Raw genomic sequence first — 22,846 nt, forward strand, 5'->3', positions numbered from 1 at the left:
CGTCAGGGCTCGATGCCGGCGGCGTTCAGGACCGTGATCACGATTAGCGGGATCAGCACCACGTAGCCCAGCACAAGGCCGGCGGTGGCTTGGTGGTTGCCGCTCTTGTGGTTGCGGCGGGTGTCGGCGCGGGCGGCGTGCCCGAAGATCACGGCGAGGGCTGAGGGCACGCCGAACGTGCACAGGAACGTGAACAGCCCGACGATCCCGAAGGTCAACGCGACGGCCGCCATCCATGATTTCGGCGGCTGCTGGGGGGCGACGTAAACCGGCAGTGGGCCACGCGGCGGGGGCTGAGGCGGATTGGTCATCCGGCCAGTGTCACCGCCGACGTCAATTGCAGGGAAGAGGATCGCGGTGTCGTACATCAGCGGGGACCCCCTGGCCGTGCGGATCCGGATCGCGTTCGGCGCGACCATCTCCGCCGACCCGGCGACGTGGACCTGGACCGACGTCACCACCTGGTGGCACGTCCCGGACGAGGTCCGGATCGTGTGGGGCCGCTCGTCCGGCGCCCAGCAGGCCGAGCGGTCCACGCTCAGCCTCACGCTGAAGAACACCGACGGCAGGTTCACCGCCTACGACCCGCGGTCCCCGTACTGGCCGAACGTCCAGAAGTGGACGCCGATCTCCTACGACGTGGACCTGGGCGACGGTGTCGGGTGGCGTAACCGCTTCTCCGGCTTCATCCGCCGGTGGCCGCTGACCTGGCCCGGCAACTCCCCGCTCATGGCCCTGGCGGCCATCGAGGCCGTCGGTGTCCTCGGCCGGCTCGGCCGCGGATCCCCGCCGGTCAGGTCATCGATGCGCCGCACCTACCGGGCGTCCGGACCGGTGGCGTACTGGCCCATGGAGGACGGCACCGCCTCCACGCAGGTGGCCTCGGAGATCCCCGGACACCCGCCGCTGGTGGCCACCGGCCTGGCGCCCGAGTTCGTCGCCGTAGCCGACCAGTCGTGGGGGTCTCTCGCCTCACTGAACGTCCGCTACGGCACCGGTCGGGTGGTCGACCTGAGCGCCGGTACGTCGCTCGCCGTCGCCGTGCCCGCGGAGGTCACTGCGGCCACCGCCACCGCGTGGACGGTGGTGATCAACGCCCTGACCGACTACAACACGATTCCCGGCGATGTCGTTCTGGTCGACGTAGCCACGCCCGGCGGCACGTTCGTGCAGTGGCGGCTGGTGCAGACCGAGGCGCCGTACTTCGGCACGCAGTTGTTCGCCTACGACGCTGCCGGCAACCGGACCACCGTCCTCCAGGACTCCGGAATGTCGATCGGGTTCCTTCAGCACGAACTGTCCGTGTGGCAGGACGGGGCGACGATCCGCGCCGACTACAAGACCATCGCGTCCGGGTCGGTCGCCGGCACCCTGGCCGGGGTGTCCGCGGTCGCGGTGAACGCTGGCGGGCAGACCAGCGCCGACACGATGCCCTTCGGGCACCTGGCGGTGTGGGCGTCTGCGTCCCTGCCGTCCGCCGTGAGCACATACGCCGTCGATTCCTACGGCGTCGGGGTGTACGGGGCGCAGCTCTCCTACTGGCCCGAGGTCGCCACCGCCCGACTGGCTCGGCTGTGCGCCGAGGACGGCATCCCCTTCACTGCTCCCGCCGTGCCCGCAGACATGATCGTGCGGATGGGCTGGCAGCCGGCCGACATTCCACTAGCGCTCTACCAGCAGTGCGAAGACGCGGACATGGGCCTTATCTACGAGTCCGGGTTCGGCCTGGGCTATCTGCCACGGGCGGCCCGCTACAACGCCCCGGTCGCCCTCACCATCGACGCCGCCGCCGGGCAGCTCGGCATGCCGTTCGAGCCGGTCGACGATGACCAGCAGCTACGCAACCGGTGGACGGTCGAGCGGATCGACGGGTCGTCCGCGATCGCCGTCGACGAGCAGTCCGTCGCCCTGCAAGGCGAGATCGAGGCGTCGGTTTCACTCAGCCTGGCCGTTGATGCTGGGGTGGCCGACCACGCGAACTTCCGGCTACGCACCACCACCGTCCCGGGGCCGCGCTACCCGGCGGTCGGCGTCAACCTGTCCACCAACCGCACCCTCGCGGCGGCCTGGTGCGCGTGCGCGCCGGGCTCCCGCATCCAGGTCGTGAACCCGCCGGACCAGAACGTACCCGGCACCGTCGACCAACTCGTGGTGGGTGCGACGGAAACCTACGGCGGGCGCACCTCGTGGAAGGCCACCCTGAACGTCACGCCGGCCGCGCCGTGGCAGGTGGCGACCGCAGACGCGGATGAGCGGGTGCCCGCAGACGGCACCGTCCTCGCCGGCACCGGGCTCACCGACGTCGGCGTGTCCTTCCAGATGACTTCTGCCGCGGCGAACGGGCGTTGGGGAACCGCGGCGGATGGAACGGAGTTCCCGCTCGACGTCCTGGTCGGCGGAGAGCTGGTCCGCCTGTCGGCGATCACCGGGACCGGGCTGACCCAGACTGCGACCGTGTCCGCGCGAGGCCTCAACGGCTTCGGCCGGGCCTGGCCTGCCGGGACGCCGGTCGATGTCGCCTACCCGGCCATCGCGCCACTGTAGAGAGGGGTCCCCGTGGCCATTCAGATCCTGTCGGGGATGAGGCTGACACCCGAGCGGCTGAACGCGCTCGCGCCGACCAGCGCCCGCCGCACCACCGACCTGACCGTCACCAACTCAACCACCCTCCAGGATGGGCTGTCCGTGCCGGTGGTGGCCGGCGCCGAGTACGACGTGGAGGCGCTGCTCATCTACGAGGCCCCGACCGCCAACGACGTGAAGGCCGGTTTCAACTGGCCCAGCGGCACGATGGTGTGGGGGATGATCGGCCTCGACCCGGCTGCCACGACGTACAGCGGTGACATGCGGCCGGTCGCTTACGGATCCCCGTCTGTTGACCAGGCGTTCCCGATCGCCGGCGGCGGCGCCGGCAACCAGGTGACAGCGCTGCTGCGGGGCACGCTCGTGACGAGTCTGTCGGGCGGGAATCTGCGGGTGCGGTGGGCGCAGCAGACCGCCGGGGCATCAACGTCGGCGGTCCTCAAGGCGGGGTCGTCGCTTCAGGTGCGGAGGATCGCGTGACGCTGATCGGGTGGTGTCCGGGTGGCCGGAAGGTCGCCGCCATGCTGGACACGTACGAGGGTACGGGCGTGGGCCGGATCTTCGTCGGCCCACGTGACCCGTTGCCGGCGTGGGACGGTCCGGTGCTGGGCCCGCTGGTCGCCGCCGGCGTGACAGTGCACCTGTCGTACAAGACCAACACCGTGGCCGAGGTGCTCGCGTGGGTGGGCCGGAAGCCGGCCGGAGTCCGGCTGTTGCTGACCAAGAACCACGAGCCGGAGCAGGGCCCTGACGCCGGCGATCCGACGGTCGAGGAGTTCCACGCCGCGTGGGCCGAGCTGGCGCACGCCCTCGACGGCCACCCGGCCCGGGCCGGGATCTGGCTGGTGCCGGTCTACACCCGGTACTGGTGGCAGGCCCACCCCGGCGACCGGCGGTGGCTGGTGACGGCTGACGTCGACGCGCACGGCTGGGACGTGTACTCCGACGTCGGCTATCGGACCCCCGACGACCTGCTGACCATCCCCCGGGCGGTGGCCGCTGAGACCGGCCTGCCGTACCTGGTCGCCGAGCTGGGTGCGAAGCCCGGCCCGGGCCGGCCGGCGTGGATGCGCGCGATGGTCGACGCCGCCAAGGCCGACGGGGCGCTCACCGTGTGCTGGTACCACAAGGAGCCAGCCTGGGACCTGACCGGTAGCCCGGACCAGCAGGCCTGGCAGACGATCACCCTGGAGGAGGCACCGGTGGCCACCAGCGCGCCGAAGACGCTGCTCGACGCCCGGCAGTTGCTGCTCGACCACCTCGACATGCACCCCGGCCGGGTGGTCGACGCCGACCTGGACCCGGCGGAGGTGGGCATCGTCGGCGACCCGGATCACCGCGGCGGCTACCACTGCGGATCCGACCGGGTCGTCTCCCGCGACTACTCGGTGATCGAGTCCAGTCGGGACCGGAGCGGCCTGGCGAAGTGGGCGTCGGCGCTCGACGTCGGGACCTTCTCGGTGAGCGTGGCCGGCAAGCGACACGACCTGCCGTCGTTCTCGCGCTGGCTGGTCGCCCAGTGCGAGGCCGACGCCGCCGACACCCGGGACATCCGGGAGGTCATCTACTCCGCGGACGGCCGGACCGTGCGGCGGTGGGACCGGCTGGGCAAACGCACAAGCGGCGACAGCAGCCACCTGTTCCACACGCACATCAGCTACTTCCGCGACGCCATCAAGGCGGGCCGGCCGCAGTCCGGCGTGTTCCGCCGCTACCTGACCACCATCGGACTCCTGGAGGACGACATGGCCAACTTCACCGACAAGCACGCCTCCACCCTCGACCAACTGGCCAAGGCCCTGCCGACGCTGGTTGAGCAGTCCGGCTACACCGACGGCCGGATGGAGGCCGCGGCCAACGGCCGCACCACCGTCCGGTCGGACCTGCGCGGCGGCGGCTCCCCGATGTGGCTGGTGCAGCAGCTCCAGGCCATCACGACCGCGCTGGGGAAGCTGCCCGCGCTGCTCGCCTCGGAGGGCACCAACCCGACCGAGTTGGCCGCCGCGCTCGCCGCCCTGCCTCAGCCGGAGCCGGTCGACGCCGCCCAACTCGCCAGCGAGGTCGCCGAGCGGGTCCTCGCCGGCCTCCCGACCGCCGAGGGTCCGGTGTCCCGCGCCGACCTGGAAGCGGCGCTGCGCTCGGTCCTCGGCTCCGTCGACGGCGCCACTCCACAGGGGTGACCCCGGCGGGTTCGGCCGAGCTGGCGGGAAGGTTAGGGCCTGTGCGTGGCGGCGATGAGAGCGGAACGAGTCATCAGGATCGTGCTGGACGTCGGGTGCATCCTGGTGGGGCTCGGCGGGATCGTACATCAGACGGTCCTCGTCGCTCCCGGCCAGGCGTCGGAGGCGCTGCTGGTGGCCTACGTGTCGGTGTTGGGCATCCCCGCCGGGGTGGGCCTGCTCTCGCTGCGCAGCAGTGGCGGGAGCGGTACAACCGGACCGCCATCGCCGTCTCCGGGGCCGGGCTCACCGCCGCCAGCATCATCATCGCCGTCGCCGGCGCCGTCCGGGGCGGGTGATTCGCCGTGACGTTCCGCGCTTGGCAGACCTTGGTGGTGGCGCTGCTCCTCGCGCTCGTCGCTGCCGTCGGGTCGATGGCCTACACGAACGCTGCGGCCCGTGAGTCGGAGCGGAAGTGGTGTGGCGTGGTTTCCACGCTGGATGACGCCTATGCGGAGACGCCGCCGCAGACTCCGGCCGGGCAGAAGATCGCCACAGACATCGCCCGGCTGCGTCGCGACTTCGCCTGCCCGTCGACCCGGTAGCTACCCGCCCCGGTGCTCGTGCTGGTGCTGCGTGACCCGTCCGCAGTCCGGCTGCCGGCAGCGCCACTGCCGCCCCAGCTCGCCGCAGCCCTCCACCCTGCACGCACCCCACGCCGGGGTGGTGTCCGCATGGCCGGACGGGCAGGGCTGTGGGATCTCCGCCAGCCCGGCTGGCGTCCGCTCATACCGCTGCACACCCCGACCGTACCCAGGAGGAAACATCATGTGGACTGGCAAGTTCTGGAAGCAGGCCCTCGAACGGGCCTTGAAGACGTTCGCTCAGGCGGACCTGGCGCTGCTCGCCGGTGACGGGCTCGGCGTCCTGGACATCAACTGGGGCGACGTGGCCTCGGTCGGCGCGCTGGCGGCCGTCGCCTCGATCCTCACGTCGATCGTGTCGGCGCCGGCCGGCGAGCCGGACAGCCCGTCGCTGGTGGAGCTGCCGTCGGCGACGCCTGCCCGGCGCTTCCCGGCCTGACCCGCCCTCTGCCTGAACGGCTGCGGCCCCGCTCTCCGGTGGAGGGCGGGGCCGCTTCGTGCTGTCCGGGGTCAGGCCCGGTTGCGGAAGGGCCGGAAGACGCAGCAGCGCATGCAGTGCGTGCCTCCCAGGTGCTTGTGACGCCACCGCCAGATGTGCCAACAGGTACGCATGGTGTCGGTGCTCAACGCGGGTCCTCTCGGAGAAGTTGACCTTGCGGGGAGGGTGGAGAAGTTGACCTTGGGGGGTGGGGCCCGGTCTCCCGGGCCCCGGCCGCTCAGCTGATCGGGTCGTACCCGAGGCGGGCCACCACCTGCTCGTACCGGCGGACCGTCACCCGGTAGCCCATCCCGCCCGGGGTCATCGTCTTGAGCTGGGCGGCGAGGGTGCGGGCCCGGCGGAGGAGCGGGGCGTCCTGGTCGGTGGCGGTGGTCTGGATCGTGGTCTTCATCATCTCGGTCTCCCTCGCTCGCCCTGTTTGCGTCTCACTTGAGACACTACCCTCCCATGTAAGCGTGTGTCAACTGGTACACGAAAAAGCCCCGCCATCTCCATCACGGGAGGTGGCGGGGCTTTCGTGCGCCCAGAATCAGGAGGGACGCGGGCCGTACTTCCGATTGAGGGTGGCCCGGTTGAAGCGGGCCGGCGTGCGCTCTCCGGTGAGGTCCGTGTCGAGGACCCTGCCATCGCGAGCGGCCCGGATCGCCTCCCACGCCTCTTCCTCGGCGCGCTCGGCAGCCTGCGCCTTCTCGATGGCGACGGCCAGGAGGCGGCGCTGCTCTTCGGTGTAGGTGGTCTTGGGCCGGATCACGTCGGTCACGGTATCAGCTCCATGTCTCAGTTGACACAACTACGCGGCGGGGTTAGCGTCTCATCAGAAACACGAACACGCAAGCGAACCCGAGAGGAGCAACCCGGATGCCCAAGGGCAACGCCGAGAAGCAGGCCGCCATCCAGAAGCACAAGGCCGCCCGCGACCACCTCGCCAAGGTCAGCGCGAAGACCAACGACGCCAACGACCCGGCCTACCTGAAGGCCAACCGTGCCGTCATCGACGCCGAGAAGAACGTCCCGTGGTGGCGCCGCTGACGACCTGCGTACGCCGCCCGGGCGCAACCGGTCCGGGCGGCCAGCGGAGGCCGCCAGTCAGGCGACCGCGACGAAGGGAGCCCGTCATGGGCAAGCAGAACGGTCACGAGATCGAGATTCAGCGATTGGCCAAGGAGACGCAGAAGGAGGCTTCCCAGCGGGAGCAGGGTCGGATGGTCGGCAGTCGGCGCGAGCCGATCCTGCCCTCCAACCGGTACGTCGAGCGGCGCAAGTGACCCACTGACCAGCGCGGGCCCCGGCCACCAGCACTCGAAGCCCGGCCGGGGCCCGCATCCCCACCAAGGAGGCAGAGATGGGCCTGTTCAGCGGCAAGTCGAACACCGACACCACCGTCATCACCTACCGGCAGAAGAACGGCACCCCCGCCAAGACGGCCGTCACCGGCAAGGAGTTGGCCGCCGTGAAGAAGGCCGGCGCGCTCATCAAGACCCACAGGACCAAGTAGCTCACGAAGGCGGCCCCCGGCTGGCGACCCTACCGCCGGCCGGGGGCCTTGACCGGACACAGGAGGTCCGACCCATGTCCATGATGATCGACCGACTCGTCAAGCGCACCGTGTTGGTGGCCGCCGCCCTCGCCGCCCTCGCGTTCGGCGTCAACCACCACGACCACCCGTGCACCGGCCACCAGGTCGGCGCTGGCGGCATGTGCGTCACCACCCAGATCGGGGGTGCCGCGTGAGCACCCACGCCCGTATCTGCACCGTCGTGTTCGGCTCGATGCCGTTCACCGCCGTCTGGGAGATCGCCGTGTACGCCGGGGCGCACGCCGCCGGTCACGCGCAGCCGTCCGGCTGGCTGATCGCCGCCGGCGGTGTGCCGCAGCTCGCCGCGGGTGCCGCCGCCGCGCTGAGCCTGGCCGCCGGCCGCGGGGAGTCGGCGCCGCAGCCGACCGGCCCGACGCCCCGCCAGGTCCGCCGCGCCGCGGTCGAGGCCGTCCGCCCGAAGGAGCTGACTCAACGATGACGCTCTTCCGTCGCGCGCCGGTCGACCCGGAGCTGGAGCGTGCCCGCGCCGACGCCGCCCGCGAGCAGGCCCGCGCCGACCTCGACCGGGCGCGCATGCAGGCGCAGCTTCAGCGGGAGCGCCAGGCCGCCGACGCCGAGTTCGCCCGGCAGCAGGCCATCGCCGAGGAGCAGGAGAAGCGCCGCCGTGGTGCTGCCCGCCGGGCGGACCGCGCCGAGCGGCGCAAGCGCCGGCAGGCTGGCCGGGCCGAGTTCCTCGCCAAGCTCCGCCCGGTGCTGCCGCTGCTGCTCATCAACGGCGGCGCCGCGTACGCCCAGGGCGCGTACGCGTACGAGGAGATCGCTCCCGCCGAGTGGAACGCGCCGTCGAAGGTGGCGTTCGCGGTGGCGTTCTCCGCCGCGCTGGAGTCGATCGCCGTGTACGTGCAGTGGCACGCCCACGACGCGCTCCTGCTCAACGCCCACGCCACGGCGGCCGGGCTGCGGCGGGCCGCGTGGGGGATCGCCGGTGTTGTCGCCGCCATCAACTACGCGCACTTCGCCGGTGACGGCATGGCGCCGACGTCGGCGGCGGTGGCGTTCGCGCTGCTGTCGCTGCTGTCGCCGTGGCTGTGGGGGCTGCACACCCGACGCGCCCAGCACAAGCAGCTCCTCGCCGAGAACGCGAACCTCATCGACGAGGGCGGCGTCGAGTTCTCGCCGCAGCGGCGTCGGGCGTTCCCGGTGCGGGCGTGGCTGGCGAAGCGGTGGAGCATCGACCACTACGAGCGTGATCCGCGCCGGGCGTGGGAGGGCTACAACCGGGACCGTCAGCGCAGCTTGGCCGCCCGGCGGTCGGCTCGCCCGGCGCCGGGGAGGGTGCGCGCGGCGGTGCTGGTACTGCGCGGTAAGCCGCTGGGCGGGCAGCTCTCCATCTCGGACCGGGCCGCCGTCGACAAGGCGCTCGCGGACACCCGCCGGGCCACGGAGCGGGTGCGGGCCTTCGCGGCAACGGCGCCGCTGCACTGCCCGCCGCCGCCCGCCATCGCCGCGCCGCCAGCCCGCCACGGTGGCGACCTGGAGGCGCTCGTCGTGGCGACCTCCGAACCCGACAGCCGGCCCGCCATCACCCCGCCATCGCCCCGACAGCCCGACCCGACACCGGCCGCCATCGTGGCGACCCGGGAACCCGACACGACACCCGACAAGCAGCCCGCCACCGTGGCCGCCACCGCACCCGTCACGCGCATCACCCGGCGGGTCGCCACCCGACCCGACAAGCCGGCCGCCAAGACCACCGCCGAGCGGGTCGCCACCGTGCTCGCCAAGAAGCCCGACATGACACAGGAGCAGGTCGCCAAGAAGCTCGGCGTCAGCGAACGCACCGTCCAGCGGTACTGGCCCAAGCCCGCCACCAGCAACAAGGAGGACTGACCCGTGGCCGACGAGGACAGTCAGGTGCTCGACACCCACTACGAGGTCGCCCTTGACGACGAGCCCGACCCCAACCGCGGGCCCGTCTACGTGGACGTCGTCACCAAGGACGACACCCGCCACCCCGTCATCCCCGCCCAGTGGCGCGGTACCGACAACGTCAAGGCGACCCTGAGGAGGCAGGCGGCCACCGCCGGCCACATCGCCGCGTACCACGTGGTACGCAGCCCGCGGTACGTCGGCCTCGCCACCCTGTGGTCCGTCGTCGGCGTGTTCCGCATCCTGTGGCGGCACATGCGGTGGGCGTGGCACCCCGAGCTGGCGTCGATGCTGCAGTCCGCGGCCACCTCCGCGTCCAGCAAGGACGAGCTGAAGGAGGGCCGCATGCTGGAGCAGCAGCTCGCCACCCGCCGTACCGCGCGGGCGGTGATGCTGCTCGTCGAGTTCGTCGCGCTCACGATCGTCGGTGGGCTGCTGTTCGCGTTCGCCCCGCGGTACGTCCTCGTCCTCGTCGGCGCCGCGCTCGTACCACTGCTGGCCCACTATGGGCGGCCCGCCACCATGCCCATCGTCACGCCCGCCGTGGTGCGCGGCCGGTACAGGCTCATCAACTCCGACACCGTGCTGCGCGCGTACTACGCCGCCGGGCTCGGCAACCCCGCCAAGCAGGACCAGGAGGTCGGGTTCCTCGGCCGGATGGAGCGTGACGGCGAAGGCGGCCGGGTGAAGGTCGTCCTCCCGTACGGCAAGGGCTTCGACGACGTCGTCAAGGCCCGCGGCGCCCTCGCCTCCGGCCTCGACGTCGCCGTGTCGCAGGTGTTCCTCACCCGCGACCCCGAATCGAACCGCTCCCACTACCTGTGGGTTGCCGACCGCGACCCTCTGGCCGTTCCCGCAGGTCGCACCCCACTTCTGCGGTGCCGGCAGACCGACATCTGGAAGCCGGCGCCGCTGGGCCTCGACGAGCGCGGGCAGCTCGTCACCCTGCCAATGCTGTGGACGTCGATCCTGGTCGGCGCCCAGCCGCGGCAGGGCAAGAGCTTCACCGCCCGTGCGCTTGCTCTGTATGCCGCGCTGGACCCGTACGTGAAGCTGACCGTGTTCGACGGCAAGGGCTCCCCGGACTGGCGGAAGTTCCGCCTGGTCGCCGACCGGTGCGCGTTCGGGCTGGCCATAAGCCGTGACGGCGACCCCGTGGACATCTTCGTCGACGCGCTGCGCGAGCTGAAGGAGGACGTGCAGTGGCGCTACCAGCGGCTGTCCGAGCTGCCGGTCGACGTGTGCCCCGAAGGCAAGCTGACCAGGGCAATCGCTCGGGACCCGAAGTACAAGATGCCTGTGCGGGTCGTCGTCATCGATGAGTGCCAGGAGTACTTCGACACCGGCGACGCGAAGCTCGACGAGGAGATCGCCTCGCTGCTGGTGTTCCTGGTCAAGGTCGCCCCGGCCGCCGGCGTGATCGTCCTCGACGCCACCCAGAAGCCGTCCGGGGTGGGCACCCAGAAGATCGCCCAGAAGTTCACCAGCTTCCGCGACAACCACCAGGTCCGCTTCGCTCTGCGCACCGGATCGTGGCAGGTCAGTGATCTGGTGCTGGGCTCCGGCGCCTACTCGGAGGGCTACGACTCGTCGCTGTTGCTGCCCACCTACAAGGGCGTCGGCATCCTGCGCGGCGCGTCCGACGACACCCCGACGGTACGGACGTTCCTCGCCGACGCGGAGGACGCCGAGAAGATCCTCATCGCTGCCCGACGGATCCGGGAGCAGGCCGGCACCCTGTCCGGCATGGCGGCCGGTGAGGACATGACCCGCGAGGCCCGCGATGTGCTGGCCGACGTCATCCGGGTGTGGGCGTACATCGGTCGGCAGGGCGTGCAGTGGCCGCAGTTGGCTGAGCTGCTTGCCGCGCACATGCCGGAGCAGTACGCCGGCGAGTCCCCGGAGTCGATCTCGGCGCTGGTGCGCGGCGAGGGCGTGCCGTCGGTGGACGTGAAGATCGACGGGGTGGCCCTGAAGGGCTGCCGCCGTCGGGACATCGACGCCGCGATCGAGCGCCGGCAGATCGGCGGATGAGTCGCGGCGAGTCGCGCGACCGGTTGCGGCTGCGCGACCAGGCCCGCGACCTGCTGACCAGCACAAACGGTCGCGGGTCGCGGGTTGCGGCACCTGTAAGAGCACCCCGAAAACCGCCCCTGGAGGCACCGTGAGACACCTTTTCGCCGCTACCGCTACCTCGGACCACCCCATGCCGTGGGGGTGGCTCCTGGGCGCTCTTCTGGTTGCCGCGCTCGCGTACGCGGTGTCGTGCGCGTGGTGGCCATTCGCCCACTGCCGCCGGTGCGATGGCCGCGGGAAGTTCGCCCGGAGGGACTCGAAAGTGTGGCGCCGCTGCCGCCGGTGCAAGGGCTCAGGATCGCGGCTCCGGGTCGGTCGCCGGGTGTGGAACCGGTTCGCCCGGGTCCGCAAGGCGGCGTCCTGACCCAGACGCAGCGACGCCCCCGACCAGCGGTCGGGGGCGTCTTCGCGTTCAGGCCGCGGTTCGTCGTCGCCGCGGCCGGGTCGCGTCCCCGCCGAGCGCCCGCGTACCGGACGGCCCGCACTCCGGCCTCCGGCAGTTACAGAACCCGCCGTACGGCACCAGCTCCCGCGAGCCGGCGCACCGGTGCTCCTTGACGATGATCCCCTCGACGCAGCCCATGCACTGCGAGCCCTCCCGCTGCCCGGTCACCGGCCCACGCGAGCCGCACGCCGGGCGAGCTGCGCCGCGCGCACCCGCAGCGCCCACGCCGTCTGGGAGCAGTCCTCGGCCGTGCAGCACTGGCAGGTGCCACCGGCGGCGTGATGGTCCAGGACCCACCCGGCCACCTCGTAGAGGGTGGCGGGGTCGTCGGGCTCGTCGATCCGGCTCACCGCAGCACCCCGATGATGACGGCGGCGAGGACCGCGACCAGGACGGCGATGACCCGCGCCCGCTCGGACCAGGTGGCTGGCGGTGGTGCGGCCGGCTGGGGGATGCGGTCCCCGTCCGGAGTCGGCGGCCGGCCGTGGGCGACAGGCCGGGCGGGTGGGAGTGGGCCGTCGTGCGGGCGCTCATCCATCGAGGTGACCTCCAGCCGGTGGTGCGGCGAGGGAGTGCCGGGCCGAGGTGGCACGGGGGTCCATCCCGGCCCGGCGGTACGGCCAAGCCCGTGCCAACGAGACCGGCCAGGGCCGACGCTAGGACTCTTGGTACACCAAGTCAACCTAGGACACACGCTCCGTGATGATCGGTGGCAGGCTCGATGGTGCCAACGAGACCGAGGTACCGCCATGCCCAGACCACCCGTGTACCGGGAGATCATCAGCGACATCCGCACCGCGATCGAGACGGGCCAACTCAAACCGGGTGACCGGCTGCCCACGATCGCCCAGTTCTGCGAGCAGTACCAGGTGTCGCCGACGCCGGTGAAGTTCGCGATGCGCGTCCTCGAGGAGGCTGGCCTGATCGAGACGTGGCAGGGCAAGGGCATGTTCGTCCGCCAGGCGCAGCGCTGACCGTGCGCGGGGGTGGATAACTCAGGTACCTGTCCTGGCCTCCTACGGTGTCCACTTAGCCTGCGCCGGTGATCTACCCCGGGCACGAGCCGGTCGGGCGCCGAACGCTCGCCGCGATGCTCCGCGAGCGGATCACGTCCGGGCAGCTCCGCCCGGGTGACCGGCTACCGTCGGAGCGGGACCTGTCGCAGACGTACGGGGTGTCCTCGGTGACGGCTCGGGCGGCGGTGAGGATGCTCCGCGATGAGGGCCTGGCCGTGGCGGTCCGGGGTCGGGGGGTGGTCGTGCGGGAGCCGGTGGAGCCAGAGCTGGTGCCCGTCGACGTCGACGACATGGTGTGGGCGCGGCAGCCGACGCCGCAGGAGCGGGTTGAGTATCGGGTGCCGGAGGGTGTGCCGCTACTGGTGGTGGGTCACCCAGACGGGCTACAGGATCTGTACTCGGCGGACCGATATCGGGCGGTGTGGCGGCGTTCCTGAGGCCGGACAGATGAGCTGTATCGGTCGGGGACACCGAATCGTAACCGGAAGTTTACTGATGTCTCACTATCTGAAAACGCGAGCAGTGATCATTGCCTCACGGGGGGTCCCACTCGCGAGACTCCCACGATGGAAAACGCGTGGGGACCTCGCAAGACCGAACCCGGCCCGGAACCATGCAGTCGGGCGGAATTGACCTTCTTCACCATCGGCACGGCGGCAGTCACGGTGGCGGTGACTGCCTGCGTCGTCGAGTACCTCGGCGGGCCGGCACTCGGGCGCGGTCTGTACGCCCTGCTGGGCATCTGCGCGGGTACCGGGTTCGTGAGCTGGGCGGTGGTGTGGGCCGTGGGCAGCGCCGAGCGGCGCATCAAATGCGCGGTCCTGGCCCACCTCGCCGCAGTCGAGCACCGGCTGGCGGGGCTGACCAGCGCGGTGCAGGAGCGCGCCGGCCAGCAGGGGCACGTCTACCGGTCGACGGGCACGCAGGACGCCACGGTGCCGCTGATGCCGACGGTCGACCCGGTGGCTGCGGCTGCCCTCCGCCGGGTGAATATGCGGCTCATCAGTGGCCAAAACGGAGGCAGTAACTAGTCACGCAGCGCTATTAGCGGTTCCTAATACCTCACGATCGTGACGTAGGTATCGAACATCGCCCCTCCCAGGGATCGGCTTGTCCGGGTCAGCGTGGGCCGGTTCGACCGGTCGGGGCCACCCGCCGACCCCGAGCCTGTGGACAAGGACCGCCTTGTGGACAACCGCCTGATCAAGGCCCCGATGTGATACGGCGACGGCAGATGACCGGATCGGGACCGGCGGGAGGCGTTCCGAAATTAAGCCGGTTGGGTAAGGAATGATCAACCGAGAGAAAGGGAGCGCCGATGCTTCTCCGAGACGTCCGCGAGGCCCGGCGATGAGCGCCGTGGCGAACCCCGCGACCGTGGCCGAGTGCCTGCGTGTCGGTGCCGGGTTCTCCCAGGGCGACCGGAACTGGATCGCCGAGCAGTTCGCGACCCTGGACGCCCGGCTCGCCAGCTTCCACGCCGACGCCACCGAGCTTGAGGTGACCGTCAAGGACCGCGAGGCCCGGGGCCAGAAGGTGACCCTGGAGTGCTGGGTCGCCGGCCGGCAGAAGATCGTCACCACCTCGACCGAGGAGGACCTGCACGCCGCGCTCAACGACGTCCGGGACGACCTGCGCCGCAAGCTCAACGACGCGAAGACCCGGCAGGAGCCGCGCAACAACAAGCACCTGCGCCCGACGGAGCAGCCCCCGGCCGTGCCGCTGGAGGACGCCCTGCGCCAGGACACCGAGACCGCCTGAGTTCCCCCGTACGCCCCCGCCCGCACGGTGCCGGCGGGCGGGGGTCCCACGCGGCCGACTCACCTGTGTTAGGAGGGGGCCCCGCTTAACCGTCAGTGTTAAGCGGGGCCCCCTCCTCTACCGAATGCGTTAACAGGGGCCCCCTCCTTACACCCCTACCGTCGGGTAGCTCGGCGGCGTACCGTCGCGGTCGTGGAACCGGACGTGCTGGGAGCGCCCTACGAGCGGCGGACGATCGAGCTGGGCACCGACGACGAGGGGCCGGTGGTCGCGACCCTGGTCCGCCGGCGCGCCGACCGCCCGACCGGCCGCGCCGTGCTCTACGTGCACGGCTTCGTCGACTACTTCTTCCAGACCCACGTGGCCGACTTCTTCGCCGAGCGCGGCTGGGACTTCTACGCACTTGACCTGCGGAAATACGGCCGCAGCCTGCTCCCGCACCAGACCCCGAACTTCTGCCGCGACCTCAGCGACTACTTCCCGGAGCTGGACGCCGCCACCGAGATCATCCGCGCCGACGAGGGGCACGAGACGCTGCTCGCCATGGGCCACTCCACCGGCGGCCTGATCATCTCGCTCTGGGCGCACGCCCGCCGCGAGGCCGACCTGGTCGACGGCATCGTGCTGAACAGCCCCTTCTTCGACATCAACGCCCCCTGGCTGGTCCGTCGACCCCTCGCCGCCGCCGTCTCCCGCCTGGGCCGTCGGGCGCCGCAACGCATCCTGCCGTTCGGCCTCGGCACGGTGTACGGCGAGAGCCTGCACGCCGACCACCGGGGCGAGTGGCGGTACGACCTGGCGTGGAAGCCGCTCGCCGGGTTCCCGGTCCGGGCCGGCTGGCTGGATGCGATCCGCAGCGGTCAGCGCCGGCTGCGGGCCGGGCTCGACATCGAGGTGCCGGTGCTGCTGGCCTGCTCCACCCGTACCTTCCGGGGCACGAAGTGGCACGACAGCGCCACCGGCGCCGACGCGGTGCTCGACGTGGAGCACATGGTGCGCTGGGCGCCCCGGCTCGGCCGGCACGTCACCCTGGCCCGCTTCGACGGCGGGCTGCACGACCTCACGCTGTCCAGTCCCGCCGTACGCGAGAAGGTGTTCGTGGAGGTCGGGCGGTGGGCGGAGGGCTTCCTCCGCGCCGGCCCGACGGAGCCGGAGACCGCGCCCCCAGCCCCACGCCATCCGGCCGACGAGCCAGCCGCCGCCACCGCCGAAGGCTGAGTCGACAGGTCCCGCAGTCACCCCTTGCCACCGACCCTTCGCGGGTCATCAATGTGCGGCAGCCCGACGGCGGCCGTCATCCGCTGGTTGGCGGTGAGAAGGGGCCCCTTCTCTACCGGAGGCGTTAAAAGGGGCCCCCTCCTTGCGTGAGGGGTCAGTCCTCGACGACTTCGGCAAGCGCCGAGCGGATGCGGTCGAACGTGGCGATCGGGTGGACGCCGTCCCGGGGCGGCAGCAGCACGCCCAGGCAGCGCGGCAGCGGCCCGCCGTCCGGCCCGGCCTCGACCGCGAACACCGGCGCGCCCACGTACCCGGCCGGCAGCTCGGTGGTGACCCGCGTCCCGTCGCCGTCCCGGGCGACCCGCTCGACCACCGCCTCCAACGGCCGCGACCCGTCCTCGCCGACGCCGAGGGCCAACACGAACGCCGAGCCCGCCGCCGCGCCGATCCGGCCGACCGTGTCGGCCGGCGCGGCAAACGCCTCGGTCACCTGCTGGGTACGCCACTGCCAGCCCCGATCGTCGGCATAGCCGTGGAGCCCGCCGGTGGGCATCGCGGCCACCCCCAACTCCGGCAGGTGCAGCCAGTGGTCGGCGAAACCGGGCAGCTCGATCGGCTCGTCCGCCCCCTCGGCCGGCTCGGTGACGCTTGGTCGCAGCCCGATCTCCCCGTACTCCCGGCCGGTAAGCGCGTCGGCGGTGAGCAGCCACTCGTGTGCGAGTTCCCCGTCGTCGGCGGTGCCGACAAGCTCGCTGTAGAAGAAGGCGGTACCGACCGTGCCGGCCGGCGCACCGGGTCCCGCCGAGCCGGTGAGCGGCAGAATCGACCGCCCGAGGTGCTGGCACAGCTCGAAGACGATCTCGTTCTCGGTTTCCTGGTCGAGCAGCATCCGACGAGGGTACGGACCGGGGTGTGACCGCCGGGCTCGGATCCGCCGGAACTCAGATGCCGGGCGGGACCTCGGCGTGGGACGCTGGCGGGCGACGCGGACGCGCCGACCCGTACCCGCGACCGGGCCGGAGCCGGCGGTACCCTCTTGGCGCGACGATCGTCGACGCGCGCCCGTAGCTCAGCGGATAGAGCAGGGGACTTCTAATCCCAAGGCCGCAGGTTCGAATCCTGCCGGGCGCACAGGCATTTCTCTCAGCCGATCATGCCGCGTGGTGCGGCGCATGGTGCGAACGAGTTAGCTTTGCCGCGTGGCAGCCTCGAACGGACGTCGGAAGCGACAACGCGGCGAGATCGAAACCTTGCCCAGCGGCTCACTGAGAGTGAAGGTGTATGCCGGCGAGGATCCGATCAGCGGGAAGCGGCACTACCTGACCGAGGTCATCCCCGCCGGCCGCACCGCCGCCAAGGAAGCCGAGAAAGCGCGTACGCGGCTGCTGGCGCAGGTGGACGAGCGGCGCAACCCGCGCACTCGCGCCACGCTCGACCAACTTCTCGACCGATGGCTTGAGGTGGCCGACATCGAGGCCACGACCCGCATGGGCTACGTCAACAAGCTCAACAAGCACGTACGGCCAGTGCTCGGCAAGCTACCGGTCGGCCGGCTCGAAGCCGAGACGTTGGAGTCGTTCTACGCGAGCCTGCGCCGCTGCCGCGACTGGTGCGGCGGCAAGGCGTACGTGAAGCACCGTGCGGAGGGCGAGCACACCTGCACCGCAAAGTGCCGGCCGCACGTCTGCAAGCCGCTCAGCGCTTCGTCGGTACGGCAAATCCACTGGATCCTCAGTGGTGCTCTCAGCCGGGCGGTTCGGTGGCGCTGGATCGCCGTCAACCCCGCCAGCCAGGCCGAGCCACCCGCACCGCCGCACCCCGACCCGCAGCCGCCGAACCCCGCCGATGCGGCCCGCATCATCACCGAGGCGTGGCGCGATCCGGACTGGGGCGCGCTGGTCTGGCTTGCCATGACGACCGGCGCCCGCCGCGGCGAGCTGGCCGCGCTGCGCTGGCACCATCTCGACCTGGCCGCCGGGGTGCTGACACTGCGGCGCAGCGCCTACCTGGACGAGCACAGCCAGCTACAGGAAAAGGACACCAAGACGCATCAACAGCGGCGGGTGGCGCTCGACCCGGAGACGATCGAAGTACTGCGCGAGCTTCACGGCCGATACGTCGAGCGCTTGGCGCAGCTCGACGCGGACGCCGATGCCGCCGACTACGCCTTCTCCCCCGAGCCGGACAACAGCCGTGGTTACCGGCCCGACACCATCACCCAGCGGTACGGCCGGCTCGCCAGACGGCTCGGCATCGACAGTCACATCCACGCGCTCCGCCATTACTCAGCAACTGAGCTGATCAACGCAGGGGTCGACGTGCGGACGGTGGCTGGACGGCTTGGTCATGGTGGAGGTGGGACTACGACGCTCAGGGTGTACGCGGCCTGGCTCTCGGAGTCAGACCAGAGGGCTGCTGGCACGCTGGCCGCTCGGATGCCCCCGCGCCCGCTTTTGCAAGCACAACGGCCTGCGCCGAACAGCCCGTACAAACAAATTGCGATCGAGTTGCGCCAAAAAATCACTGCTGGCCAGCTCAAGCAGGGCGATCAACTTCCAACCGTTGCCGAGCTGTCGGCGGCATATGGCGTCGCGGTCAGTACGGCCCACCGGGCTGTCACCCTGTTGGCGGAAGAAGGCCTGGTAGGCGTTTTCCGAGGTCGTCGAGCAACAGTGATGGGCACGCAAGCTCCTAACTGACGATTTGCGCATAACGGGATTAAGGCAGGTGAACCGGAAAGCCAATTCGCCTCCCAACCCGCCTCTCTGGAGCTGTACTACCATGTGGCCATGGCAGGAAGATCGTCAAAATCCATCAAGCAAGACAAAGGGCGGATCCTGGCCGATGAGACAGACGAGAAATTCGTCCTTTTTGCCCTGAACATGTGGCCCGATATCGTCAATGAACGCAAATCATTCGAATTGATAAAAGAGTTTTTGCGGAAAGAGGGAGTCCCTCCGAACTCTTCGCTCTGCGGGCTAACAGCCTTCAACATGCTTGAGTTACTCTCGTCGATTTTGGAGGAAAAGGCAGCCGAATACGCGGGCAGGCATACTTATCATCGACTAATTCAGCGGCTCCGACTCTTGCCTGCACCCATATACGGCTCGGGGCACTTCAAGAGTCCCAATTCGTATATGGAGCGACGCGAATGGGCAGAGGTGTTGGCCTACAAGCATGCCGCCCCCTCGGCCATTGGCCCCATTCACTTAGCCGAAAAAATCACGATGGGACGCAAAGACCTCCCCGCGCTGCTCCGATTCGCAGAGACGACCCGAGCCTACTCTTCACTACAAGTGCTCAAACGATGCGCCGCCATGGATATACCCATTGTATTTGAACAGGACAAGCTTCCTGACGTTGACCGCACCCATCAGCTATGGGGTGCGATGCAGCAGCTCGACCAGCGGCGCGGAGCCTCGAACGGCAAATTTGGAGTAATTCTAAATAACGATCTTCCACTAGAAATTGCATCTTCGGGGGATCGGTTTACACTTGCGACAGTAACTCTCTCTCCCGCCTGGCATGACGACACATACATAGATTGGCATTCGTTCAACAATGTTGGCGTTCGCCTTGCATCCTTCTCGTACTTCCCCCTGAGGAGCAGAATCCCAGGCCTAATGCGGGGTTACAACTGGTACCCATCATCACTGCCCTACTTGGCACTAACTTCGGTGACGAAAATTCACGAAGCTACTCGCAACAGGGCCTTAGATTTTGCGATACGTCGCTATGGCCTAGCCACAATGCCTCGCAGATTGTTTGAGCGAGAATTCGAAGACTTGCTCGCATCACCTACCGCGCAACTGTACGAGAGATTCTTCCCATCTGAACACCCACTGACGATGGAAGGGATGCTAGAAGCTCTCGACGAGCCGTTGCAGGTCCACCCAGGCGCGGAGGTTCCCGTCTTGGTCTCAGCTGGGTCAGATACGATCATTCTCGATGTCTGGGCCTTGAGTCGCAAAGCGGTGCTCGACATGAATTCTCCATCGACCGGCGATGTCCAGAACGTCAGAGCAGAGAACTTTGAAATTGAAGCTCAGCGCCTGATCGATGCCTCGGATTGGGCGCCACCCGCCGAACTTAGATCCCTCGTTCGCCGAACGCTTAGAAGAAGCGATGGATCCTCGATCACCGACATTGACGCCTTGGCAGTGAAGGATGGAGTCGGCATCCTAATCGCTTGTAAAAACTATCGAACGACTGCACTAGGTCGAGCATCGACCCCGCAGGCACGCACCGTTCGGATTCAGCTATCTCAGGACTGCACGGATTGGGAAAATAAGGTCTCGGCGCTAAAAATGGCATCCCCTGGCCCAAACTTCGATTTAAGCCAGCTTGCGCAAGTCATTCCGCTTGTCTTGACACCTGACCCCACTTTCGTCGACCCCGATCTCCTCCAACTTCGCTCCAACGGACTGCCTAGCATCATGGCACTACATGAACTTGAAGCATTCCTTTTTGGAGACTAGGCACCCTTCGCCCCTAGCAGCAGGAATATCGGAGAATCCCATCCCGAAATCTACCCGGCGCGGCCCTCCTTGACACAAATACAGGGCAGATTCGCCAACAGCCTCACGGGCCGGCATGATGGGCTTATGCGCTTGCTGGTGCTCGGTGGAACCTGGTTTGTGGGTCATGCGGTCGTCACGGCCGCGCTCGACGCTGGCTGGGAGGTGACAACGTTCAACCGTGGTACATCCGACCCCTTCCTGGAAGCCATTTCTTCCATCAAGGGCGACCGGCACGCTCCAGAAGACCTGGTTCGTCTCGCCGCCGCTGGCCCCTGGGACGCTGTAGTCGACACCTCGGGATACGTGCCTAGCAACACCCTCACCGTCGCACGCGCACTCGCACCGGTCGCTTCCCGCTACGTCTTCATGTCGACGCTAAGCGTGTACCAGGACTGGCCGGTGAAGCCGCTCAAAGAGCGATCCGAGGTGCTCTACTGCCCGCCGGACGCAGGGCCGGACTACGGCACCGACACCGAGGACGGACCGACGCGCTACGGCTACCAGAAGGCTGGTTGCGAGGCTGCGGCAGTCGCCTCGTTCGGGGTAGACCGGACGACGATCCTGCGACCCGGTGTGGTGCTCGGCCCGCGTGAGTACGTCGGCCGCCTTCCCTGGTGGCTGCGCCGGGTAGCCGCTGGTGGGGAGGTGCTGGCTCCAAGCTCCCCGGGCCGGGCCATCCAGCCGCTCGACGTCCGCGACCTGGCCGCCTTCACTCTGCGGGTCATCAGTGACCAATCGTCCGGCGCGTTCAACGTCTGCGGGCCTATCGGCAGCGCGACCTTCGGAGAGTTGCTCGCGCACTGCGCCGACTCAACGCACGCCGATGCATCCTTCACATGGGTGCCCGATGACTTCCTACTCGGGCAGGGCGTACGGCAGTGGTCCGAGCTGCCGCTCTGGCGCACCTTCGACGGCGTGTGGAGCACCGATACCACCGCCGCGCAGGCCGCCGGTCTTCGCACCCGCCCGCTCGAACAGACCGTGCGGGACACCTGGCGGTGGCTGGTCGACAGCGGGGACATCGGCAACCATGACCGCGCTGCCGAGATCGGGATCAGCCCAGAGAAGGAAGCACACGTGTTGGCGGCCTGGCACCGCTCAGGTGAGCGGTCGAGCTGAGGTCTCTGACAGCCACACCGCGATGCGTTCGCCGAGCTGCCGCGCCTCGGCGTCACCACTCCACGGCGCTTCGTTCAGCAGACGCTCGATCCGGGCCAGCCGGCCAGTCAGCGAGACGTTGCGCTTGTGGGGAGGCAGTTCAAGAACGGTACGCAGAGCTTCCGCAGCGCCGTCCTTGTCCCGCATGTGAAGGTGCGCTGCGGCTACGTCGATGTTCGTCCCGTTAATCTGCGAGTACGGCCGCCTCGCCGCCGGCAGCGCTTCGTAGACGCTCAGCGCCTCACGGGCGTACCTCGCGGCTTGGTCGCCGTTCCGGAGGTCGAGCCATGCGGCGGCGGCGCAGGCCGCGGCGCGCGCGTCTCCGAAGGCGAACTCCCCGCCGGTCGACGTAGCCAGTTCGTCGGGGTGGCCCTCTGCCGCCTCCCGGTCCCGCTGGGCAGCGTCCAGCACCACAGCTACCGACTCTGAGTCGTCAAGTAGGGCGTGGGAGCGAGCGGCGATGTAGCGCAGCCTCAGCTTCGGCTCGCCGTCAGGTGCCGCGCGCATCGCTCGGGCGAAGTAGCTCAGGGCAGCATCCGGCTCACTCCGCCAGTTCGCCAGCGTCATTTGCAGGCCGTATGTCCACGCCTTTAACGACGCGTGGCCGGCGAGATCCGCGTACTGGGTCGCCGCCCTGGCCAACGCCGCCGACTCGTGCCAGTGCCCAAGGTCAAAGGCGGTAGAGGCCATGAGTGACGCGCCCTGGCCGATGACCACGAACAGGTCGGCCAACTCCCCCGGCCGACGCGTCCGCTCAGCGAGTGCTCGCGCTTCGTCACGCAGCCGGCGTGCGCTTGAGAACGTGTCGAAGGCAGCCATGCCGCCCGACCTGGCCAGTAGCGCCATGTCCTGCTGCAATGCCTCGATCGACTCGTGCGGTACCCCAATGCTCGACAAAAGCGAGTCGTTGGCGATTGCGTCGGCAGCGTCACTCACGACATCACCAACAGCATGGCCACCGCTGAGGCTTCCCTCCTTGCCAGACCCGCTGCTCAGGTGCTGAAGGAACCGTGATCTCACTGCGTCCGAGAGTCGATCGAAGGCAGCGTTCAGCACCTCCTGATTCGCGTTTCCGGGCACGGTTTCCGGCCGGCTGTGCCAATACGCGACAGTCCTGACCGCGATGCCCAGCCAGCCGGCGAATCCCTCGTTTGTCATGCCGGCAGCGGCTTGCAGCGCGCAGGCGAGACGCCCCGTCCACTGAGCCTTTTCCAAGCTGATTTTGCAGTTCAGGGCGGGTGCGGCAGGCCCGGTGATCGATGGGTGCGAGGCTCCAGGTAGGACAGCTGTCGACCAAGACT

Annotated in this window: 28 protein-coding genes and 1 tRNA gene; 21 read left to right on the top strand and 8 right to left on the bottom strand. The window is 69.3% G+C overall.

The window, feature by feature from the left end; translation table 11 throughout:
- Window positions 1-2 precede the first annotated feature (2 nt).
- Window positions 3-368 carry a DUF4190 domain-containing protein gene (locus SM450_RS25415; protein WP_474622285.1) on the bottom strand — a complete coding sequence of 122 codons (366 nt, stop codon included), beginning with the start codon at window positions 366-368 and terminating at the stop codon, window positions 3-5.
- Between SM450_RS25415 and SM450_RS25420 the strand changes: the two genes are divergently transcribed.
- The 4 genes from SM450_RS25420 to SM450_RS25435 all read left to right on the top strand — a co-directional run bounded on the left by SM450_RS25420 (window position 358) and on the right by SM450_RS25435 (window position 5,347).
- A complete protein-coding gene (locus SM450_RS25420) occupies window positions 358-2,544 on the top strand; it encodes a hypothetical protein (RefSeq protein WP_474622286.1) in 2,187 nt (728 codons plus the stop codon). The genes SM450_RS25415 and SM450_RS25420 overlap by 11 nt on opposite strands.
- A 36-nt stretch (window positions 2,545-2,580) precedes the next feature.
- Window positions 2,581-3,063 carry a hypothetical protein gene (locus SM450_RS25425; protein WP_474622287.1) on the top strand — a complete coding sequence of 161 codons (483 nt, stop codon included), beginning with the start codon at window positions 2,581-2,583 and terminating at the stop codon, window positions 3,061-3,063.
- Window positions 3,060-4,763 (top strand): hypothetical protein, encoded by a 1,704-nt coding sequence (locus SM450_RS25430; RefSeq protein ID WP_474622288.1) that lies wholly within the window; start codon window positions 3,060-3,062, stop codon window positions 4,761-4,763. The genes SM450_RS25425 and SM450_RS25430 overlap by 4 nt, the downstream gene beginning before the upstream one ends.
- Window positions 4,764-5,107: 344 nt before the next feature.
- The gene (locus SM450_RS25435; RefSeq protein ID WP_474622289.1) at window positions 5,108-5,347 is read left to right on the top strand and encodes a hypothetical protein; all 240 of its coding nucleotides are present in this window, start codon (window positions 5,108-5,110) and stop codon (window positions 5,345-5,347) included.
- Here the strand turns inward: SM450_RS25435 and SM450_RS25440 are convergent, their stop codons facing one another.
- Window positions 5,348-5,542 (bottom strand): hypothetical protein, encoded by a 195-nt coding sequence (locus SM450_RS25440; protein WP_474622290.1) that lies wholly within the window; start codon window positions 5,540-5,542, stop codon window positions 5,348-5,350. It lies immediately after the preceding gene.
- A 28-nt stretch (window positions 5,543-5,570) separates the two neighbouring features.
- Between SM450_RS25440 and SM450_RS25445 the strand changes: the two genes are divergently transcribed.
- On the top strand, window positions 5,571-5,825 hold the full coding sequence (locus SM450_RS25445) for a holin (RefSeq protein WP_474622291.1): 255 nt from the start codon (window positions 5,571-5,573) through the stop codon (window positions 5,823-5,825).
- Window positions 5,826-6,102: 277 nt separating this feature from the next.
- Here the strand turns inward: SM450_RS25445 and SM450_RS25450 are convergent, their stop codons facing one another.
- On the bottom strand, window positions 6,103-6,279 hold the full coding sequence (locus tag SM450_RS25450; RefSeq protein ID WP_474622292.1) for a hypothetical protein: 177 nt from the start codon (window positions 6,277-6,279) through the stop codon (window positions 6,103-6,105).
- Between the two features lie 135 nt (window positions 6,280-6,414).
- A complete protein-coding gene (locus SM450_RS25455; protein WP_474622293.1) occupies window positions 6,415-6,645 on the bottom strand; it encodes a hypothetical protein in 231 nt (76 codons plus the stop codon).
- Window positions 6,646-6,743: 98 nt separating this feature from the next.
- On the opposite strand from SM450_RS25455, the gene SM450_RS25460 reads away from it, so the two are divergent.
- The 7 genes from SM450_RS25460 to SM450_RS25490 all read left to right on the top strand — a co-directional run bounded on the left by SM450_RS25460 (window position 6,744) and on the right by SM450_RS25490 (window position 11,385).
- Window positions 6,744-6,914, top strand: coding sequence for a hypothetical protein (locus tag SM450_RS25460; RefSeq protein ID WP_474622294.1), 171 nt, complete (start codon window positions 6,744-6,746; stop codon window positions 6,912-6,914).
- 86 nt (window positions 6,915-7,000) lie between these two features.
- Complete coding sequence (locus tag SM450_RS25465; protein ID WP_474622295.1) at window positions 7,001-7,150, top strand: hypothetical protein; 150 nt, start codon at window positions 7,001-7,003, stop codon at window positions 7,148-7,150.
- A 77-nt stretch (window positions 7,151-7,227) separates the two neighbouring features.
- Window positions 7,228-7,380 carry a hypothetical protein gene (locus tag SM450_RS25470; RefSeq protein WP_474622296.1) on the top strand — a complete coding sequence of 51 codons (153 nt, stop codon included), beginning with the start codon at window positions 7,228-7,230 and terminating at the stop codon, window positions 7,378-7,380.
- Window positions 7,381-7,454: 74 nt separating this feature from the next.
- Window positions 7,455-7,616, top strand: coding sequence for a hypothetical protein (locus tag SM450_RS25475; protein WP_474622297.1), 162 nt, complete (start codon window positions 7,455-7,457; stop codon window positions 7,614-7,616).
- A complete protein-coding gene (locus SM450_RS25480) occupies window positions 7,613-7,900 on the top strand; it encodes a hypothetical protein (RefSeq protein WP_474622298.1) in 288 nt (95 codons plus the stop codon). Before SM450_RS25475 ends, SM450_RS25480 begins: the two co-directional genes overlap by 4 nt.
- Window positions 7,897-9,312 (top strand): hypothetical protein, encoded by a 1,416-nt coding sequence (locus SM450_RS25485; RefSeq protein ID WP_474622299.1) that lies wholly within the window; start codon window positions 7,897-7,899, stop codon window positions 9,310-9,312. The genes SM450_RS25480 and SM450_RS25485 overlap by 4 nt, the downstream gene beginning before the upstream one ends.
- Window positions 9,313-9,315: 3 nt before the next feature.
- A complete protein-coding gene (locus SM450_RS25490; RefSeq protein ID WP_474622300.1) occupies window positions 9,316-11,385 on the top strand; it encodes a cell division protein FtsK in 2,070 nt (689 codons plus the stop codon).
- Between the two features lie 651 nt (window positions 11,386-12,036).
- Here the strand turns inward: SM450_RS25490 and SM450_RS25495 are convergent.
- Window positions 12,037-12,222: a hypothetical protein gene (locus SM450_RS25495; protein ID WP_474622301.1), complete on the bottom strand. Its 186-nt coding sequence runs from the start codon at window positions 12,220-12,222 to the stop codon at window positions 12,037-12,039.
- Window positions 12,219-12,410, bottom strand: a complete 192-nt coding sequence (locus SM450_RS25500) for a hypothetical protein (protein WP_474622302.1) — start codon at window positions 12,408-12,410, stop codon at window positions 12,219-12,221. Before SM450_RS25500 ends, SM450_RS25495 begins: the two co-directional genes overlap by 4 nt.
- 211 nt (window positions 12,411-12,621) lie before the next feature.
- Between SM450_RS25500 and SM450_RS25505 the strand changes: the two genes are divergently transcribed.
- The 5 genes from SM450_RS25505 to SM450_RS25525 all read left to right on the top strand — a co-directional run bounded on the left by SM450_RS25505 (window position 12,622) and on the right by SM450_RS25525 (window position 15,867).
- On the top strand, window positions 12,622-12,846 hold the full coding sequence (locus SM450_RS25505) for a winged helix-turn-helix domain-containing protein (protein WP_474622303.1): 225 nt from the start codon (window positions 12,622-12,624) through the stop codon (window positions 12,844-12,846).
- A 68-nt stretch (window positions 12,847-12,914) separates the two neighbouring features.
- On the top strand, window positions 12,915-13,325 hold the full coding sequence (locus SM450_RS25510; RefSeq protein ID WP_474622304.1) for a winged helix-turn-helix domain-containing protein: 411 nt from the start codon (window positions 12,915-12,917) through the stop codon (window positions 13,323-13,325).
- Between the two features lie 129 nt (window positions 13,326-13,454).
- Window positions 13,455-13,919: a hypothetical protein gene (locus SM450_RS25515; protein WP_474622305.1), complete on the top strand. Its 465-nt coding sequence runs from the start codon at window positions 13,455-13,457 to the stop codon at window positions 13,917-13,919.
- A gap of 319 nt (window positions 13,920-14,238) precedes the next feature.
- The gene (locus SM450_RS25520; protein ID WP_474622306.1) at window positions 14,239-14,649 is read left to right on the top strand and encodes an HPF/RaiA family ribosome-associated protein; all 411 of its coding nucleotides are present in this window, start codon (window positions 14,239-14,241) and stop codon (window positions 14,647-14,649) included.
- 192 nt (window positions 14,650-14,841) lie between these two features.
- A complete protein-coding gene (locus SM450_RS25525; RefSeq protein WP_474622307.1) occupies window positions 14,842-15,867 on the top strand; it encodes an alpha/beta hydrolase in 1,026 nt (341 codons plus the stop codon).
- A 154-nt stretch (window positions 15,868-16,021) separates the two neighbouring features.
- On the opposite strand, the gene SM450_RS25530 is transcribed toward SM450_RS25525, so the two are convergent.
- Window positions 16,022-16,756 carry a hypothetical protein gene (locus SM450_RS25530; RefSeq protein WP_474622308.1) on the bottom strand — a complete coding sequence of 245 codons (735 nt, stop codon included), beginning with the start codon at window positions 16,754-16,756 and terminating at the stop codon, window positions 16,022-16,024.
- Window positions 16,757-16,925: 169 nt separating this feature from the next.
- Here SM450_RS25530 and SM450_RS25535 point away from each other — a divergent pair.
- The 4 genes from SM450_RS25535 (at window position 16,926) to SM450_RS25550 (ending at window position 21,506) form a co-directional block, all read left to right on the top strand.
- A tRNA-Arg gene (locus tag SM450_RS25535) sits at window positions 16,926-16,998 on the top strand.
- A gap of 68 nt (window positions 16,999-17,066) precedes the next feature.
- The gene (locus tag SM450_RS25540) at window positions 17,067-18,566 is read left to right on the top strand and encodes a tyrosine-type recombinase/integrase (protein ID WP_474622309.1); all 1,500 of its coding nucleotides are present in this window, start codon (window positions 17,067-17,069) and stop codon (window positions 18,564-18,566) included.
- Window positions 18,567-18,656: 90 nt separating this feature from the next.
- A complete protein-coding gene (locus tag SM450_RS25545; RefSeq protein ID WP_474622310.1) occupies window positions 18,657-20,345 on the top strand; it encodes a hypothetical protein in 1,689 nt (562 codons plus the stop codon).
- Between the two features lie 126 nt (window positions 20,346-20,471).
- Window positions 20,472-21,506: an NAD-dependent epimerase/dehydratase family protein gene (locus SM450_RS25550; protein WP_474622311.1), complete on the top strand. Its 1,035-nt coding sequence runs from the start codon at window positions 20,472-20,474 to the stop codon at window positions 21,504-21,506.
- Here the strand turns inward: SM450_RS25550 and SM450_RS25555 are convergent.
- On the bottom strand, window positions 21,486-22,846 hold a 1,361-nt coding region (locus tag SM450_RS25555), incomplete at its 5' end, for a hypothetical protein (RefSeq protein ID WP_474622312.1). The two genes, SM450_RS25550 and SM450_RS25555, sit on opposite strands and share 21 nt — an antisense overlap.

Source organism: Micromonospora marincola, from assembly GCF_056150385.1.

Coding starts and splice junctions, on each gene's coding strand:
- SM450_RS25545 (WP_474622310.1), top strand. CDS start 18,657: ATGGCAGGAAGATCGTCAAAATCCATCAAGCAAGACAAAGGGCGGATC.
- SM450_RS25425 (WP_474622287.1), top strand. CDS start 2,581: ATGAGGCTGACACCCGAGCGGCTGAACGCGCTCGCGCCGACCAGCGCC.
- SM450_RS25520 (WP_474622306.1), top strand. CDS start 14,239: ATGAGCGCCGTGGCGAACCCCGCGACCGTGGCCGAGTGCCTGCGTGTC.
- SM450_RS25450 (WP_474622292.1), bottom strand. CDS start 6,279: ATGATGAAGACCACGATCCAGACCACCGCCACCGACCAGGACGCCCCG.
- SM450_RS25550 (WP_474622311.1), top strand. CDS start 20,472: ATGCGCTTGCTGGTGCTCGGTGGAACCTGGTTTGTGGGTCATGCGGTC.
- SM450_RS25485 (WP_474622299.1), top strand. CDS start 7,897: ATGACGCTCTTCCGTCGCGCGCCGGTCGACCCGGAGCTGGAGCGTGCC.
- SM450_RS25530 (WP_474622308.1), bottom strand. CDS start 16,756: ATGCTGCTCGACCAGGAAACCGAGAACGAGATCGTCTTCGAGCTGTGC.
- SM450_RS25515 (WP_474622305.1), top strand. CDS start 13,455: ATGGAAAACGCGTGGGGACCTCGCAAGACCGAACCCGGCCCGGAACCA.
- SM450_RS25415 (WP_474622285.1), bottom strand. CDS start 368: ATGTACGACACCGCGATCCTCTTCCCTGCAATTGACGTCGGCGGTGAC.
- SM450_RS25505 (WP_474622303.1), top strand. CDS start 12,622: ATGCCCAGACCACCCGTGTACCGGGAGATCATCAGCGACATCCGCACC.
- SM450_RS25445 (WP_474622291.1), top strand. CDS start 5,571: ATGTGGACTGGCAAGTTCTGGAAGCAGGCCCTCGAACGGGCCTTGAAG.
- SM450_RS25460 (WP_474622294.1), top strand. CDS start 6,744: ATGCCCAAGGGCAACGCCGAGAAGCAGGCCGCCATCCAGAAGCACAAG.
- SM450_RS25500 (WP_474622302.1), bottom strand. CDS start 12,410: ATGGATGAGCGCCCGCACGACGGCCCACTCCCACCCGCCCGGCCTGTC.
- SM450_RS25465 (WP_474622295.1), top strand. CDS start 7,001: ATGGGCAAGCAGAACGGTCACGAGATCGAGATTCAGCGATTGGCCAAG.
- SM450_RS25470 (WP_474622296.1), top strand. CDS start 7,228: ATGGGCCTGTTCAGCGGCAAGTCGAACACCGACACCACCGTCATCACC.
- SM450_RS25475 (WP_474622297.1), top strand. CDS start 7,455: ATGTCCATGATGATCGACCGACTCGTCAAGCGCACCGTGTTGGTGGCC.